Raw genomic sequence first — 16,174 nt, forward strand, 5'->3', positions numbered from 1 at the left:
ACCCTCAGAAAACGCCCGAGAAACGCTCCGGCAGGACGAATTGCAGATCGCGATCCTTGCGGTCGAATTCGTAATAGCCCGTCTCGCCACGCGGTCGGAACGTGTCTTGCATTTCCTGCCGGTAAGGCGACATGTCGAAGCCCTCGACCATCTCAAGATCGGCAAAGCTTTCGAACATCGCCCGGTCATCGCCCCGCGCCTCGGCGAACCAGTGGCGGCCGATCCCGGCTTCCGACGGCTTGTCCACCCCGACCGAGGCGGTGACCGAATTGCGCCGGTCCATTGCCTCGCAATAGGCCTTGAAATCGCAGAATTTCAGGTGGAACAGGTAGAGCACATCAGGCGCGTTCAGATGCTCGTATTGTGTGAAATGCCCGCCCCGCGCGATCTTGGTCCCGACCGAGATGATGCAGGGCTTGGAATAATGCGGCGCCAGGCGCACATGGCGGCGCGGCCCAAGCACATGGTCGCCCACCGGCTCTGGCTCAACGTCGATGCGATGGATGACTTCCATGCCAAGCGGCGTGAAGACCCGGTTCGGTCGCCGCGATTGAAGAAATTCCAGCAGGTTCTTCCCCGCCTGCGGATCGACCGCGACGATTTCGTCGACATCGCCGACAATGACGTGGTCGTAATAGCTGCGCAGGCCGTTGACGATGTTGTTCAGCAGCCGCCAGCGCTTCATGTCGAAATTCTTGTGATGCTCGCCGGGGATGCCGATCACGTTGGCCTCTGCGGCCATGTCGGCCACGGCCTCGCCCCGCCCGTGATTGATCACGTAGCAGTTTTCCGGCCCCAGGATCCCGCCGTAGTAATCCAGCCAGATCCTCAGGAAAAACAGGTCGTCGCGGACCATGGTCACGGCGCAGGCGGTGGATTGCATCGATCAGCCTCTCATCACGGGGCGATCCGGGCGCCCTCTTGCGGTCTTTCTACCTTGTTTTGGGCCGATTGAGAATCGTAAAAGTGACCAAGCCAGAGGACGGAGCCCCCATGCTACCCGATGATTTCGCTGAAAAAGGCATCTACATCCGCCGCGTCAGCCCCAACATGCCCGTCATGTACCAGGTGATCGGTGAACGTGCCTCGGGCACCAACATCATCCGCAAGATGCTGTTCAAGAACCTGCGCCGGATGATGCGCACCGAATGCCTGGGCTGGAAACACGGCTTTCCCCGGATGCTGGCCATCCCCGAGAACATGGTCACCTTTGTCTGCGTCCGCGACGCCCGCAAATGGGGCCTGTCGATGCACAAACGGCCCTGGCACGCGCATCCGCTGATGCAGCAATTCGACTATTCCGATTTCATCCGGGCGCGCTGGCACAGCATCGTCGACCGGGTCAGCGATTTCGAGACGATCCACCCCGAACTGGAACCCGAGGCGCCGGGCCGCCCGCTGCAATTCGACCGCCACCCGGTGACCGGCCTGCCCTTTGCCAATCTCTACGACCTGCGTCGCGCCAAGCTCGAGGGGCACCTCTCCATGCTCAATCGCGGTGGCGACGTGGTCGTCCTGCGGATGGAGAGCTTCCTGTCGGAGCCCGACCGCCTGCTCAACGAGATCACGGAGGCCTTCGGGCTGGAGCGCAAGGCCGATTACGTCCGCGAAACCCATGCGCGGCTCGGCAATCGGTTTACCTCCACCATCCGCGACCGCCCCGAAACGCCCGAAGAGATGTCGGCGGACGACATCGACTTCATGAAGTCGCAGCTCAATCTCTGCCTCGAAAGACAGCTGGGCTACGATTACGGCTGAGCGCTGGCCCGTCCGGGGTGCACGTCATTGCTGACCCGCAACGACTGTCCCGTTTCGGGGCATGTCACGTCTTGATGGGGTCTGATCGGATCGGGGGGAAAGTGGCGCGGTTGACGGGGCTCGAACCCGCGACCTCCGGCGTGACAGGCCGGCACTCTAACCAACTGAGCTACAACCGCGCGTGAGGGGCGGGATAGGCCAAGGCCCGGGACCCGTCAAGATGGAAACCGCATTTTGATGCAACTTCCCGCCGGCCGGTGCGGGCCGCCCCTGCCCGTCTGACGGCCAAGCCGCGCACCGATCCTCGCACCGACGCAATACCGACGTGACACCGACGTAATACCGACACGGAAAATCAGGGGTTTACCGGGTTTCGCCCGTCCGGTTCGCACCCCGGTCCCGGAAACGAAAAAAGCGCCCCGTGGGGGGCGCTTTCTTGGGGCAGTGGCGCGGTTGACGGGGCTCGAACCCGCGACCTCCGGCGTGACAGGCCGGCACTCTAACCAACTGAGCTACAACCGCTCGCTGCCCGTCCGGGTATGCCCCGAACGTGACGGGCGTTCTAGGCAAGCTTCGCGGGGTCGTCAAGCGCGATTGCGCATCCAAACACGGGAAAATACGCCCGACCTGTCTGCGCCTGTTTTCAGACATTGCCTGAACTCATCAGAATCGAAATAATACAAAATTATTTCAACACATTAACTGAAAATTCATTTGCTAGAAAATTTCGATATCCGACGCCGTCAGTACAGCGTTCTGTTCGAATGTTGCCATGAGAATCTGCGCTCCGGCGCCGTTCCCATCTGGATCGAACCACAGTCGCCCTCCGACCTGATCGAAGATGAACCGATCACTTCCATCCACCGCCTCCGTCCCGGCGACAAAGGCATCTGCAGATAGAACCCCAGCTGCCATGCCACCGACCACTGCGCCCTTTACGTAGAGCCTGTCGCCCTCATCTGCTTCGTTCACATTGAAGTCGATGATGCGATCGACGTTCTCTGCCCCGAGCACCCGATCGAAGACAAACGTATCCGCTCCGGCCTGTCCCTTGAGCGTGTCGCGACCATAACGGCCGATGATGAAATTATCGAACGGGGTTCCAACGATAGTGTTGTCAGCGTCATTGCCTATACCATTGAAAAGAGTGGGATCTCCGTCCTTGGTGTAAACGGTCTGCATGTAGAGCCGCTCAACATTGTCTGTCAACGCATAGGACCGATAGGCCTTAACTGTATCGGCAAGCCCTCGTCCCGCCGCCTCGATCACCGTGTCGCCAGGCGCCCGCACGTGGTAAGTGTCATTGCCCGCACCGCCCATCATCGTGTCGTTGTTCTTGCCGCCGTCGAGAATGTTATCCTCGCGGTTGCCGCGTATTTCGTTGGCTAGGCCATTCCCTGCGCCGATAATGGCAGTACCCGTCAGGTAGAGGTTCTCAATGTGAGAACCGCCCATCCTGAAATCGACCGAGGACATGACAAGATCCACCCCGGTACCGCTTCGGCTTTCGATCACCCTGTCGAAAGCGTTGTCGACGATAAAGACATCCGATCCATGTGCGCCGTACATAATGTCGCCGCCGGGCCCGCCATCCATGGTATCATCACCGATGCCACCATAGATCGTGTCACCATGGCCGCCGCCTTCGATAGAATCGTCCCCGTTCTCGCCGAACAACAAATCCCGGTCGACACCGCCAAAGACTATGTCGTCTCCGTCACCGGCCTCAATGCTGTCATTGCCAGCACCACCGTCCAGCGTGTCATTTTCCCCCAGACCATAGATCATGTCGGCGGCATCTGTTCCCGTCAGATTATCCGCGTCCTCCGTTCCAAAGATCGGGCCGAACAGAGATGATTGATAATAAACGTTATTGTCTTCAGGACTTAGCCAGAAGGTAGCAATCTTGCCATCGTTCTCGGCGACCGTAACCAAGTTGTTGTACCAGCTGGGTCTCGACCTCTGGGTCAGGAAAGCCCAGTCCAAAACGTCGCCACTTTCATGCTGAAATTGGATTTCATCGCCCGCTTCATCCAGAAGAATGAGTTTGTTCAAACCGCGCGCCCTGGATTCGGAGGCATCAGAATAGGCAACACCGACACTGCCATCAGGAACGGCAAAAAGGTCAATCCCACGGAGAACGCCAGAGGCGCTTGTGGTCGTATCGAAAACAACCTCTCCCGAGGCATCGTAGCGATGAACAACGACATCCGGTCGAAACACGCTCTGCACGATATAACCGACAGCCCATCCTCCATCCGCCGTTGCTGCGGTCTCCATCTGGCCCGACGTCAGGGTATGACTGGACGGATGCAGAGGATATTCTGTAAACGCTCCGACGGTTGCCAAATCCGCGGAAACTGTGGCGAAATAGGCTTGGGCAGTTCCGTCAGTAACGCTTCCTCCGCTATCATCCGTTTCGTAGGCCAGGCTTACGACTAGGTCGCCGGAGGTCAGGCGCAGCACATCCGCGTTAAAGGCGCCGAAGACGTGCCCACCCGTCAACATTTCTGCATTGAGAGGCAATGCGCCAAGATCTGCTGTTGCCAGCAGCGCACCCGTCTCTCCGTCGAAATGGCGCATCTGTACGCTGAGCCGGTCAGCCCCGGCCCCGGCGCCCAAGTCAATCAGTTCAAGAAGGTAGATGGAACCATCGGCCGCGTACCCCACATCTACACGTTCGCCTGTCACACTGAACTCCAGCGGGATCGGCTCCGGTATGCCGGTTTCACTGAAATGTTGAACGAACACTGTAGTGTCGACCCGATAGGACAGGGCCAATCGGCCATCAGGCCCAATTTCGATTTCGTCATCGAATGTAGCTTTGACTTGGCCCGTCGACAGAACATCAGTCCGCAGGACTGCACCATTTGGGTCGATCACCTTACTTACAAGTCCGGACTCCGCCTGATCTAAATAAGCGACGAGGTAATTTCCATCGCTTAAGACCTGAGCCGTAAGATACGTCGATTCATACGGCCCAATAACAGAAGCGTTATCAAGCACGGTGGGCGTTTCAATTGCCATTGGTCATCCAATTATCGATTTAAGCGCTTGACCCAGCGGAGGAATTTCCGGGGCACGCAAGGTATTTTCCTTACCAACCTACTTGGCCAAGATTGATTGTCAAAGTGGATTGGCCCAGTTTTTTGAGAGAGCGCTTATCGACCCGGTGGAAACCTGCTCATGCCGCAAGCGAAAACGTAGCAATAAACATGACAATGGACGACAGTATTAGATGCTGAACGGCACAGCGTAAGACACCGGCTTCCGAGTCAAACCCGTCCTTTGACCTGACGCTCTCGGAGGTCGGGGGCACAGTCGAGCATGCGAAGCGCGGCATGCAGAACTCGCTGCGCGCCAACTCGCTGGTTTTCCGTGAGCAATAATAGACGCATTATAAGGGCCGACAGCAAACTATGACGAGGTAATGCCAGAGCTACGGCCCAAAATTTAGTTGCAGGCCCTGCCGGGGTCTCATGACGGGAATTGATCCGTCGCATCCAGCAGCGCCTATTGACGTGTATGGAGAACTTTGGCTGACAGACGTGATTGCCGATCAGCTTGAACACGGTCGTATCCCCGTGCACGATCCGCCACCTCGCGCGGGACATGGACGCACAAATGTAGGTCGATCCGATCAGGACATGTAGGAGCATTCTAAACGCTCGTCGTGTACCAACGCTACGCACGAATCGAAGCAGCGCATCTTCCCGAATAACAGGTACTTGTCCGATTTCAACGCGTTGATATGGTGGGTGATGAGAGACTCGAACTCCCGACATCTTCGGTGTAAACGAAGCGCTCTACCAACTGAGCTAATCACCCGACCGGGTGCCTTTAGCAAACCCCCCGCCTCTCGCGCAAGAGCCTTATGACCAACCCCTCCCTAATTGTCTTCACCGATCTGGACGGCACGCTGCTGGATCACCATTCCTATTCCTGGGCGCCCGCCCTGCCCGCCCTGGCCAAGCTGCGCGCCATGGGCGTTCCGGTGGTGCTGGCCTCGTCCAAGACGGCGGCCGAAATCGCGCCCCTGCGCAACGAGATGCGGCTGCCGCACTGCCCGGCCATCGTCGAAAACGGCGCGGGCCTTCTGCCCGCCAAGACTGATCCCGACGAAACCGGCGAGGATTACGCCCGTCTGCGCGCGGCGCTCGACACTCTGCCCGCCGACCTGCGCACCCCTTTCCGCGGTTTCGGCGACATGAGCCCGCAGGAAGTTGCCGATATCACCGGCCTGCCGCTCGACAATGCCCGACTGGCCCGCGCCCGTGCCTTTTCCGAACCCGGCCTCTTCGACGGGACCCGCGAGACGCTGCAGGCCTTCGTCGCCGCACTCGAGGCCAAGGGCCTGACCGCACGGCGCGGCGGCCGCTTCCTGACCCTGTCCTTCGGCGGCACCAAGGCCGACCGGATGGACGAAATCATCAAAGAATACGGCAACCCCACCTCCATCGCCCTGGGCGACGCCCCCAACGACGTGGAGATGCTGGAACGGGCCGATCACGGGGTCATCATCGCCAACCCGTCGGGCAATGCGCTGCCGCTTCTGGCCGGCGAACGCGAGGGGCGCATCCTGCGCAGCGAAAAAGCCGGACCAGACGGTTGGAACGAAATGATGTTGCGGCTAGTTTCAACTTTGACAACAAGTAAATAGGAGGCCCGCCGGTGGCCGATTTTCACCAGAACGGCAATATCGCCACCCTCCACAACCTCCGAACGCAGACGGGCGAGGACCTGACACGCGAATTGGTCAGCTTCTCCACGACCCGCAAGATCAGCCTGATCCTGCCCTCGCTCTACTCGGAACTGGAGGGCGACGCGCTTCCCAAGATCCTCGACGAACTGGCCCAGGTCCCCTACCTGCACCGCATCGTCATCGGGCTCGACCAGGCGGATGAAGCCCAATATCGCCATGCGCGGGAATTCTTCTCGGTCCTGCCGCAGAACCACGTGGTGATCTGGAACAACAGCCCCCGCATGAAAGAGATCGAGGCGCGGCTGGAAAAGCTGGGCCTGGCGCCCTCTGAACCAGGCAAGGGCAAGAACGTCTGGGGCTGCATCGGGTTCCTGCTGGCCTGCGCCGACAGCACCGTGGTGGCGATCCACGATTGCGATATCGTCACCTATGAAAAGGACATGCTGTCCCGCCTCGTCTACCCGGTCTGCAACCCGAACTTCCCCTACCAGGTGGCCAAGGGCTATTACGCCCGCGTCGGCGACGGCAAGATCAACGGCCGGGTCAGCCGAATGCTGGTCTCGCCCCTGCTGATCGCGCTGAAACGGGTGATCGGCGACCGCGATTACATCGATTTCCTGCGCGCCTTCCGCTACCCGCTTTCCGGCGAATTCGCGATGCGCACGGCGATCCTGCCCGACCTGCGCATCCCGTCGGATTGGGGCCTGGAAATAGGCGTCCTGTCAGAGGCCTGGCGCAACCTCGCGCCGAAATCCGTCTGCCAGGTGGAGGTCGCGGACCATTACGATCACAAGCACCAGATCCTCAGCCCCGAAGACAAGTCCAAGGGCCTCAGCCGGATGTCCATCGACATCTGCAAGTCGATCTTCCGCAAGCTCGCCGCCGATGGCACCGTCTTCAATGAAGAGGTCTTCCGCACCCTCAAGGCCACCTATTACCGCTCGGCGCTCGACCTGCTCGAGGCCTATTACAACGACGCCCAGATGAACGGCCTGATCGTCGACCGCCATACCGAGGAAATGACCGCCGAGCTTTTCGCCGAGAACATCATGGAAGCGGGCCAGATCTTCCTCGACAACCCGTCGGAAACCCCCTTCATCCCGACCTGGAGCCGCGTCCACGCCGCCGACAGTTCGCTGATGACCGACATGCTCAAGGCCGTGGCCGCCGACCTCAAGGATTACGCCTGATCCGAAGGGCGACCGGGCCGAGGCCAGCCCCCGGCCCCTCTTTCATCTGGCCGACAAATATCCCGGGATCCTGAAGGGCAGCGCCCTTCAGAGCCCTTGCGGCTCGAGCAAGATAAAATCGTGTGCGCCGCAGGCGCACCTTTGGGTCACGCCCCCGGACGACAGCGGATCAGACCGGCCCTTTATGCCCGGTTGGTGATCCAGCGACACTGATAGGGCGCGAAATGGATCGAGGTGGTGTCGGGGTCGATCTCCTCGCCCGACAACAGGTCAACCCAATCCTCGCCCACGATCATGTTGATCGCGTAAGGATCGATCTCGATCGCATCCGCCGACACGTTATGCAGCGCAAAGATCGACTGGTCGCGGTCCAGGCTCTGCCGCCACAGCCCGAAGATGCGGCTGTCCAGTTGCAGGGTGAATTGCGTCGCATTCGGATGGAAGGCCCGCTGACGCCGCCGGATGTCGATCCGCGTCTTCATCGCGTCCAGCACGATATGCTGATCGGTCGTGGCATCGGCCAGCCGATCCTGCAGTTCTCCGTAATCCCAGCGATGCCGGTTGATCGCCCGGTTATGGCCGGATTTCTCGACGCCTTCGTAGTCGTTGGGCGTCGCCAGAAGGGCGTGGATGTAGAAGGCCGGGATCCCCTCAAGCGCCATGACCAGCGTCTGCGAGGCCAGGAAGCGCGGGATCTGCAGGTCATCCTCGCCCGCAAAGGTGCCCTTCATCATCTCGAACCAGGTGATGTTCAGCTCATAGGGCGCCTGGCCACCATCGGGCAGCGCCCGCATCGACACCTTGCCGCCGAAATCATGCACCGTCTCGATGATCTTCGTCGTTTCTTCGGAGGTGAGAATCCCCTCTGCCGGGCGCATCCCGATCCCGTCATGGGAGGCGGTGAAGTTCAGGTAGGCACATCCCAGCTGCGCCGGCGGCATCGAGCCCTGCCAGCGGATCAGGTTCTTCGCCGTCCCCGCCATCATCGCGTGCAGGACCAGCGGCGGCAGCGAGAAATTGTAGACCGCATGCGCCTCGTTCCGGTTGCCGAAATAGCTCAGGTTCTCGGTATTGGGCACGTTGGTTTCGGTCAGCAGGATCAGCGGTTCGGTCGCGAAATCCGCCAATAGCCGCATCAGCCGCACGATGGCGTGGGTCTGGGGCATGTGGATCGACTTGGTGCCGATCTCCTTCCAGATGAAAGCCACCGCATCCAGCCGCAGGATCCGCACGCCATTGTCGATATGCAGACGCATCACCCGCAGGAATTCCAGCAGGACCTCCGGGTTGCGGAAATCCAGGTCGATCTGGTCGTGGCTGAAGGTGCACCAGACATGGCGCGGCCCGCGCGACGTCTCGACCTCGCGCAGCAGCGGATGGGTGCGCGGGCGGACCACGTCGGACAGGTCATCCTCGGGCGAGGCCTCGAAGAAGAACTGGTCGTAGGGCTCATGCCCCTGAAGATAGGCCGAGAACCATTTCGATTGCGACGAGACATGGTTCAGCACCAGGTCCGACATCAGCAGGAATTCCGACCCGATCCGCTTGATATCGCTCCATTCCCCCAGCACAGGGTTCACGGCGCGATAGTCCGTCACGGCGAAACCGTCATCCGAGGTATAGGGAAAGAACGGCAGGATATGCACGCCGTTGACCACGCCCGCCATTTCGCGATGCAGGAAATCCCGCAGCAGATCCAGGGGCTTGTGCTGGCCGTCGACAATGGAATTGCCATAGGTGATGACCAGCGCGTCGCGTTCGGACCATTGCCGGTTGCCTGGGGTCCGGCCGCGGCGGCGGCGGGTGGTTCCCTCGGGCCAGAACGCCTCGACGATCTGGGCAGCCAGATCCTCGCCGGATTGCTCAGGGTAGATTTGCCCGATCAGCGTCAGCAGCCGGGCACGGAACGTGGCATCGATGTCGAGCATGGGACCTCGGGGCTTTTCTTCACTTTCCATGTCGAAGCACGGGTGACAAGCCCCCTCTCCGCCCCGATCGGTGCATGATCCAAGAACCGCCCGAACTTGCAGGGTTTTTCAGCGTGGGCGAAAAGCCGGCTGCACGGATATCGCCGGGGCCAGCACAATCCTCAACTCGCAGGTCCGGCTGACACGCCAGGAACGCGTCCAACGCATCCAGGCCTCGTCAGCCAAATCTTTGTCGGAGGGGCCTCAGAAGCCAGAATACAAGATCCGCCCGAGGCATCGTTCGATCACATGGCGCAAAGGATAGATGGTGGGTGATAAGAGATTCGAACTCCTGACATCTTCGATGTGAACGAAGCGCTCTACCACTGAGCTAATCACCCGTGAGCGGCTCTTTAGCCTTACTCGTCAGGCTCTGCAACCCCGTCTTTTGCATCCGACAAGCTGGAGACGTCGCGTCCGATCTTCTGGTTGCCGCGCAGTTCCAGGATCCGCCTGTCGGCCTTCGTCTTGGTACGCTTCACCTTGAACTTGCCGAGGCCCGGCAGGCCGACATCGCGACCTTCTGCCAGGGCTTCGCCCAGGACGGCCATCGCGGCCTCGATCGCGGGCTTGGCGTCCCGCCGCTTGATCCCGCACCGGGCCACGGCCTCGTCGACCAGTTCCTTGTTCTTCAGGTCCGGGGCCGTGATATCGGGCACATCCTCGGTCACGACCTGCGGATTGACCCGGGCCGCGGCAGCCACGGCGGCAGCCTTCGACGGGGTCTTGGTGGATTTGGGTTCTACCGTGTCAGTATTTGTCTTTGTGGGCTTCGTTGCCATCTGCTCAACCTTTTTGGTTTTGACAGGCCTTATTTACCTGATCCAAATGCGGAAATCCACTCCGCCCCGTGTCGCATCCCGTCCCCGGGCCCCGACCGGCAAGGTCATTGCCCGCGGTTTACGCAGCGAAAACCTTTGCATCGACGGGCGAGACCGCCAATTCGCTTACATCGGAAACAGTTGACGAAATGCGCACGGGGCCAATTAAATAGGGCTTTGACAAAGAAGATTGGAGAGAATTCCATGAAGAGTACGAAAACTCTGCTTCTGATCCTGGCCCTCGCCGCCCCGATGCCCGCCATCGCCGGTCCCAAGGTGTCTCGCGAAACCGTGGCCACCCAGACGATCACGAAGCCGGCCGACATCGACGGCCAGCCCCTGATCATCCTTCTGACCGCGATCACCTTCCTCACGGCGATGACAAGATGAGCCTTGACGCTTGGAAAATTGGAACGCGTTGAGTTAATTCGATAATCAGGTCTTGACCTCAAGCGTGGTTGACCCCGCACCATCGCGCCAAACCACTGAAGGACCAAGACCTTGTCCATGACCGAGATTTCCGGCGCCGGCACCGGCTGGCGCGACATGCTGTCCCCGGGCCAGCGCGGCGCGGTGCTGCTGATTTCCAGCGGCGTCGGGATGCATGCCTTCAACGATCTCGCCATCGCGGCCTCGATCCCCGTGGCCTATGCCGCGCTTGACAGCCTGCCCTTCCTGCCGTTGGCCTATGCGCTGTTCTTCCTGGGCGTGGTGCTGGGGGGCTTGCTGTCCGCCGAATTGCGCGCCCGTCTGGGGGCGCGGCGCACGGCGGTGACCGGCGCGCTGCTGTTTTCCACCGGTGTCGCGCTGACGGCGCTGGCCTGGACCGGCTGGGTCTTTGCCCTGGGCCGCGCCTTGCAGGGGCTGTCCGACGGGATCATCGTCGCGCTCTGCTACGGGTTGATCCCCGATCTCATCCGCAAGGACCTGGTCGCGCGGGTCTTTTCGGTCGAAGCCATCGTCTGGGCCGTCGCCGCCGGTCTTGGCCCCCTCGCCGGCGGCTACGCGACCGAAGCCCTGGGCTGGCGCGCCGCCATGCTCGTCTGTCTGCCGCTGGTGCTGATCTTCTTCGTGGCCGCCCTGCCCGTCCTGGGCGAGGCGCATCGCCGGGCCGATCTCTCCGCCCGCCGACCTGCGGGCCTGCCGGTCCTGCTGGCGCTGACCGGCACGCTATGTTTCGCCCTGCCCACGGCCCTGCCCGGCCGCGCATGGGGCGCCGCGCTCGTGCTGGCGGGGCTGGCGCTCTTTGCCCTCGCGCTCCGGATCGACGGCAAGCGGGACAAGGCGTTTTTCCCGCGCCGGTTCTTCAGCCTGTCGGTCACGGGCCGCGGCGCCTGGCTGAACTTCCTGATGCCGATCTCGCAATCCGCGACGACCGTGTTCCTCGCGCTGGCGCTGACCGCGATCTGGGGCATGTCGCCGATCTGGGTCGGCTGGATCATCATCACCCTCGCCCTCAGCTGGAGCGGCACGGCCATGGTGCTGTCCAACCTCACCGTGCGCCAACGGGCCGGGTTGCTGCGCTTCGGACCGATGCTTCAGGTCGTGGGGCTGTCCTGCGTGGCGATCGGATTGGGGACGTCTGTCCTGCCCATCGTGCTGGTCGGGCAGGTCCTGTCCGGCGCAAGCTTTGGCATGGTCTGGGGTCCGGCGACCGAAGTTATCATGCGGATCACGCCCGAGGCCGACAAGACGCGGGTGTCGTCCTTCCTGCCCGTCCTTCAGACCACCGGCTTCGCGGTCGGCGCCGGGCTGGTGGGCTGGGTCGCCGGGATGAGCGGCCTGACGGAGACCTTGGGAACCAAGGTCACCGCGCCGATCTACGTCCTCTGGGGCAGCGCCGCCGCCCTGTCCTGCATCGCCGCGACGCTCGCCCTCGGAATGCGGCCCGCGACAGAAGAGCTGACGTCCTAGAGCAGCATGCTCGGACATACGGGACGTGATGAAACAGACGCCGACGTAGGGTCTTCGATGCTGCGCAAAGGCTTGACGGACCTTTGCCGGATAGAAGGCCACTCCACCAAACTTACACAGTAAGCAAGGGTGCTGCGTCAGCTTCAAGCCACGGCCATTCCTGCTTTTCCGGATCCCCAAGGTGCAAGTCGGCCAGCCCCCTATGCCGACAACCCGAAACGCAATGCCGCACGCACCAATACGCCACCGTACAGCCAAACCGCCCGATCAAAAGAAAACGGCCGCGCAAGCAGCGCGGCCGTTTCCGTCAATCGTCGTGATCTTGAGACTAATGCGCCGGGCGCACGGCCTCTGCCATGGCATCGGCAGCCGCAGTGGCACGGGCGGCGGCGGCGGCCTCTTCGGCCTCCTCGTCCCATTCCACCGGCTCCGGCTCACGCGTGAGGGCCAGTTTCAGCACTTCGCTGACATGGGTCACCGGAATGATCTCCAGCCCTTCCTTCACGTTGTCCGGGATATCGGCCAGGTCCTTCTCGTTCTCCTGAGGGATCAGCACCGTCTTCACGCCACCGCGCAGGGCCGCCAGCAGCTTCTCCTTCAGCCCGCCGATGGCGGAGGCATTGCCGCGCAGCGTGACCTCGCCGGTCATGGCGATGTCCTTGCGCACCGGGATCTGCGTCAGCACCGAAACGATGGCCGTGACCATCGCCAGCCCGGCCGAGGGACCGTCCTTCGGCGTTGCCCCGTCCGGCACGTGGACGTGGATGTCCATCCGGTCGAAGCGCGGCGGCTTGATCCCGATCTCGGGCGCGACAGAGCGGACATAGGACGATGCGGCGTCGATGGATTCCTTCATCACGTCGCCCAGTTTCCCGGTCGTCTTCATCCGGCCCTTGCCCGGCAGGCGCAGCGCCTCGATCTGCAGCAGGTCGCCGCCGACCGACGTATAGGCCAGCCCGGTGACCACACCGATCTGGTCTTCCTTCTCGGTCAGGCCATAGCGGTACTTCTTCACGCCCAGGTAATCGTCGAGGTTGTCCTCGGTCACCGACACGCTGTCGACCTCGCCCTTGATGATCCGGGTGACCGCTTTCCGGGCGATCTTGCCCAGTTCACGCTCAAGGTTCCGCACCCCCGCCTCGCGGGTATAGCGGCGGATCATCTCGGTCATGGCCGCATCGCTGATCTCGAACTCGCCCTTGCGCAGGCCGTGGTTCTTGACCTGCTTGGTCAGCAGGTGACGCTTGGCGATCTCCAGCTTCTCGTCCTCGGTGTACCCGGCGAGCGAAATGATCTCCATCCGGTCCAGAAGCGGCCCCGGCATGTTGTAGGAGTTCGCGGTGGTCAGGAACATCACGTTGCTGAGGTCGTATTCCACTTCGAGATAGTGGTCGACGAACGTGCCATTCTGTTCCGGATCAAGCACTTCCAGCATCGCAGAGGCCGGGTCGCCACGGAAATCCTGGCCCATCTTGTCGATCTCGTCGAGCAGGATCAGCGGGTTCGTGGTCTTGGCCTTCTTCAGCGCCTGGATGATCTTGCCGGGCATGGAGCCGATATAGGTCCGGCGGTGGCCGCGGATCTCCGACTCGTCACGCACGCCACCCAGGGAAATCCGGATGAACTCGCGCCCCGTCGCCTTGGCAACGGACTGGCCCAGCGACGTCTTGCCGACGCCCGGCGGACCGACGAGGCACAGGATCGGCCCCTTCAGCTTTTTCGAGCGCTGCTGCACGGCCAGGTATTCGACGATGCGTTCCTTGACCTTTTCCAGGCCGTAATGGTCGGTGTCGAGGATCTTCTCGGCATTGCCGAGGTTCTTCTTCACGCGGCTCTTCACGCCCCACGGGATCGAAAGCATCCAGTCGAGGTAGTTGCGCACCACGGTGGCCTCGGCCGACATGGGCGACATGTTCTTGAGCTTCTTCAGCTCGCCCTCGGCCTTTTCCTTGGCTTCCTTGGACAGCTTGGTTTCCCGGATCCGGTTCTCCAGCTCGGCCAGTTCGCCTTCGCCCTCTTCGCCGTCGCCCAGCTCCTTCTGAATGGCCTTCATCTGCTCATTCAGATAATATTCGCGCTGCGTGCGCTCCATCTGGGATTTGACGCGGGTCTTGATCTTCTTCTCGACCTGCAGCACGGACATCTCGCCCTGCATCAGGCCATAGACCTTTTCCAGCCGTTCCGAAACGGACAGCGTCTCCAGAAGCTCCTGCTTCTGTTCCACTTCGATCCCCAGATGACCGGCGACGAGGTCGGCCAGCTTGGCGGGTTCCATCGTCTCCGCGACAGCGCTCAGCGCCTCTTCGGGGATGTTCTTCTTGACCTTGGCATAGCGTTCGAACTCTTCGCCGACCGACCGCAGCAGCGCCTCGATCGTGTCCTGGTCGCCGGTCACTTCGTTGAGGTATTCGGCCCGGGCTTCGAAGAAGTTCGGGTTGTCGATGAAATCGAGGATCTGGACACGTGCCGTGCCTTCGACCAGCACCTTCACGGTGCCGTCGGGCAGTTTCAGCAGCTGCAGCACGTTCGCCAGAACGCCAGCATCATAGATGCCATCGGCCTCGGGGTCGTCCTCGGCAGGGTCGATCTGGCTCGACAGCAGGATCTGCTTGTCCTCGGCCATGACCTCCTCGAGGGCCTTCACGGATTTCTCGCGGCCGACGAAAAGCGGGACAACCATGTGAGGGAACACAACGATGTCGCGCAGCGGCAGCACGGGATAAGATGCGTTGAGAGGCTCTTGCATGCTCTTTCCTTATCTTGGGCAAAACCCCCGGCCCCGATAATCGGCAGCACGACGGCTTTCCTGTTTACGAAAGCTGAATCTGGGGGTGCCTGTTCTCGGATTCAACCTGTTTCGGATACTCTGCCCGTCAAGGCCGCGCCCGACAAGCGCGATATCGAGTAGAATTTGCGAAAACAGTGCATAAATCTGCGTTAGACACCCGTTTTCGCCCGTTTTTCAGGGCAAAATGCAAATCCCGCGGCGTAACGTCATCCTTTGGTATAGCCCGCTCCCGACCGATCACAGGGCCGTGCGCGTGCTGATGACTTGCTCGTCATCCTCTCTCCGCTGCCCGGCGCCACGGACCAAAAAGTCACGTCTTTCCGCATCTTCGCATCGAAAGATGCACTTGTATTCTTGCAGGAAGCGACAGCGCCCGGTAACCAAATTTCGCTTGAAGGAGAATTGGCATGAGTTTTCTGGGCTTTGACAGAGATTTTGAATCGGATTCCCTGACGGTCGTGCTGGAACACATGGCCCGGAAGTCCAACCTGTGCATCAAGGTCCTCGACCGCGAAGGCCGTATCCTTGCGGTCAATCAGCATGGCATGGACCTGTTGCAGGCCGAGCGCGACGATCTCTGCGGCAAGCTCTGGAGCGAATTCTGGGATAACCCGACCGCCATCCGCGCCCGGCAGGCCATCTCCACGGCACTGATGGGGGGCACCGACCAGTTCGTCGCCCATTGTGCCGCCCTGCCCGACACGCCCCTGTGGGATGTCGAAATCTTCCCCCTCGAAACCGATACCGACGGGGTCAAGTCGATCCTTGTCGTCTCGGCCAGCCAGCCAGAGGTAACGGCAGCACCGGTCACCCTCGCCACCACCATCGCCGACAACCTCAAGGACGTGGTGCACAGCGTGTCCAACATCGCCGCCGCCACGGCCAGCGGCAGCCGCCTGCTGCGCGGTTCGGACGATCCGTCCCGAGTGACGATGATCGCCGATCACCTCGAAGATACGGTGGCACGGGCCGAGGAAACGCTTGAAACCCTGCGCAGCCTGCTGGATCAACTGATCCCCACGCCCGGGGCCTGA

At 61.3% G+C, this 16,174-nt stretch carries 11 protein-coding genes and 4 tRNA genes; 6 read left to right on the plus strand and 9 right to left on the minus strand.

All coding sequences use genetic code 11. The features are described from left to right. Window positions 1–4: 4 nt before the first annotated feature. Window positions 5–883, minus strand: a complete 879-nt coding sequence (locus ATO9_RS08580) for a glycosyltransferase family 2 protein (protein ID WP_043747556.1) — start codon at window positions 881–883, stop codon at window positions 5–7. A 110-nt stretch (window positions 884–993) separates the two neighbouring features. On the opposite strand from ATO9_RS08580, the gene ATO9_RS08585 reads away from it, so the two are divergent. Then, a complete protein-coding gene (locus ATO9_RS08585; protein ID WP_043747557.1) occupies window positions 994–1,758 on the plus strand; it encodes a hypothetical protein in 765 nt (254 codons plus the stop codon). Window positions 1,759–1,860: 102 nt separating this feature from the next. Here the strand turns inward: ATO9_RS08585 and ATO9_RS08590 are convergent. From ATO9_RS08590 to ATO9_RS08605, 4 genes are all read right to left on the minus strand, one after another. Further along, a tRNA-Asp gene (locus ATO9_RS08590) sits at window positions 1,861–1,937 on the minus strand. A 266-nt stretch (window positions 1,938–2,203) separates the two neighbouring features. Continuing rightward, window positions 2,204–2,280 (minus strand) — tRNA-Asp (locus ATO9_RS08595). A gap of 195 nt (window positions 2,281–2,475) precedes the next feature. After that, window positions 2,476–4,785, minus strand: a complete 2,310-nt coding sequence (locus ATO9_RS08600; RefSeq protein ID WP_043747558.1) for a calcium-binding protein — start codon at window positions 4,783–4,785, stop codon at window positions 2,476–2,478. Window positions 4,786–5,510: 725 nt separating this feature from the next. Next, window positions 5,511–5,586 (minus strand) — tRNA-Val (locus ATO9_RS08605). Window positions 5,587–5,632: 46 nt separating this feature from the next. On the opposite strand from ATO9_RS08605, the gene ATO9_RS08610 reads away from it, so the two are divergent. Continuing rightward, window positions 5,633–6,418, plus strand: coding sequence for an HAD-IIB family hydrolase (locus ATO9_RS08610; protein ID WP_043747559.1), 786 nt, complete (start codon window positions 5,633–5,635; stop codon window positions 6,416–6,418). 11 nt (window positions 6,419–6,429) lie between these two features. Next, complete coding sequence (locus tag ATO9_RS08615) at window positions 6,430–7,650, plus strand: glycosyltransferase family protein (RefSeq protein WP_043747560.1); 1,221 nt, start codon at window positions 6,430–6,432, stop codon at window positions 7,648–7,650. Between the two features lie 182 nt (window positions 7,651–7,832). On the opposite strand, the gene ATO9_RS08620 is transcribed toward ATO9_RS08615, so the two are convergent. From ATO9_RS08620 to ATO9_RS23435, 3 genes are all read right to left on the minus strand, one after another. Further along, window positions 7,833–9,578 (minus strand): sugar phosphorylase, encoded by a 1,746-nt coding sequence (locus ATO9_RS08620; protein ID WP_043747561.1) that lies wholly within the window; start codon window positions 9,576–9,578, stop codon window positions 7,833–7,835. Window positions 9,579–9,883: 305 nt separating this feature from the next. Further along, a tRNA-Val gene (locus tag ATO9_RS08625) sits at window positions 9,884–9,958 on the minus strand. Between the two features lie 18 nt (window positions 9,959–9,976). Then, entirely contained in the window at window positions 9,977–10,399 is a 423-nt protein-coding gene (locus ATO9_RS23435; protein WP_052418193.1) for an HU family DNA-binding protein, read from the minus strand. A 243-nt stretch (window positions 10,400–10,642) separates the two neighbouring features. Here ATO9_RS23435 and ATO9_RS08635 point away from each other — a divergent pair, with 243 nt between their 5' ends. Both ATO9_RS08635 and ATO9_RS08640 read left to right on the plus strand, forming a co-directional pair. Further along, entirely contained in the window at window positions 10,643–10,828 is a 186-nt protein-coding gene (locus ATO9_RS08635) for a hypothetical protein (protein ID WP_043747562.1), read from the plus strand. Between the two features lie 117 nt (window positions 10,829–10,945). Beyond that, window positions 10,946–12,352, plus strand: coding sequence for an MFS transporter (locus tag ATO9_RS08640; protein ID WP_043747563.1), 1,407 nt, complete (start codon window positions 10,946–10,948; stop codon window positions 12,350–12,352). 328 nt (window positions 12,353–12,680) lie between these two features. Here the strand turns inward: ATO9_RS08640 and lon are convergent, their stop codons facing one another. After that, complete coding sequence (lon, locus tag ATO9_RS08645; RefSeq protein ID WP_043747564.1) at window positions 12,681–15,098, minus strand: endopeptidase La; 2,418 nt, start codon at window positions 15,096–15,098, stop codon at window positions 12,681–12,683. A 449-nt stretch (window positions 15,099–15,547) separates the two neighbouring features. Here lon and ATO9_RS08650 point away from each other — a divergent pair, with 449 nt between their 5' ends. Next, window positions 15,548–16,174 (plus strand): PAS domain-containing protein, encoded by a 627-nt coding sequence (locus tag ATO9_RS08650; RefSeq protein WP_043747565.1) that lies wholly within the window; start codon window positions 15,548–15,550, stop codon window positions 16,172–16,174.

The sequence above is a fragment of the Pseudooceanicola atlanticus genome, from assembly GCF_000768315.1.
GTDB classification, from domain to species: Bacteria; Pseudomonadota; Alphaproteobacteria; order Rhodobacterales; family Rhodobacteraceae; genus Pseudooceanicola; species Pseudooceanicola atlanticus.

Coding starts and splice junctions, on each gene's coding strand:
- ATO9_RS08580 (WP_043747556.1), bottom strand. CDS start 883: ATGCAATCCACCGCCTGCGCCGTGACCATGGTCCGCGACGACCTGTTT.
- ATO9_RS08585 (WP_043747557.1), top strand. CDS start 994: ATGCTACCCGATGATTTCGCTGAAAAAGGCATCTACATCCGCCGCGTC.
- ATO9_RS08600 (WP_043747558.1), bottom strand. CDS start 4,785: ATGGCAATTGAAACGCCCACCGTGCTTGATAACGCTTCTGTTATTGGG.
- ATO9_RS08610 (WP_043747559.1), top strand. CDS start 5,633: ATGACCAACCCCTCCCTAATTGTCTTCACCGATCTGGACGGCACGCTG.
- ATO9_RS08620 (WP_043747561.1), bottom strand. CDS start 9,578: ATGCTCGACATCGATGCCACGTTCCGTGCCCGGCTGCTGACGCTGATC.
- ATO9_RS23435 (WP_052418193.1), bottom strand. CDS start 10,399: ATGGCAACGAAGCCCACAAAGACAAATACTGACACGGTAGAACCCAAA.
- ATO9_RS08635 (WP_043747562.1), top strand. CDS start 10,643: ATGAAGAGTACGAAAACTCTGCTTCTGATCCTGGCCCTCGCCGCCCCG.
- ATO9_RS08640 (WP_043747563.1), top strand. CDS start 10,946: ATGACCGAGATTTCCGGCGCCGGCACCGGCTGGCGCGACATGCTGTCC.
- lon (WP_043747564.1), bottom strand. CDS start 15,098: ATGCAAGAGCCTCTCAACGCATCTTATCCCGTGCTGCCGCTGCGCGAC.
- ATO9_RS08650 (WP_043747565.1), top strand. CDS start 15,548: ATGAGTTTTCTGGGCTTTGACAGAGATTTTGAATCGGATTCCCTGACG.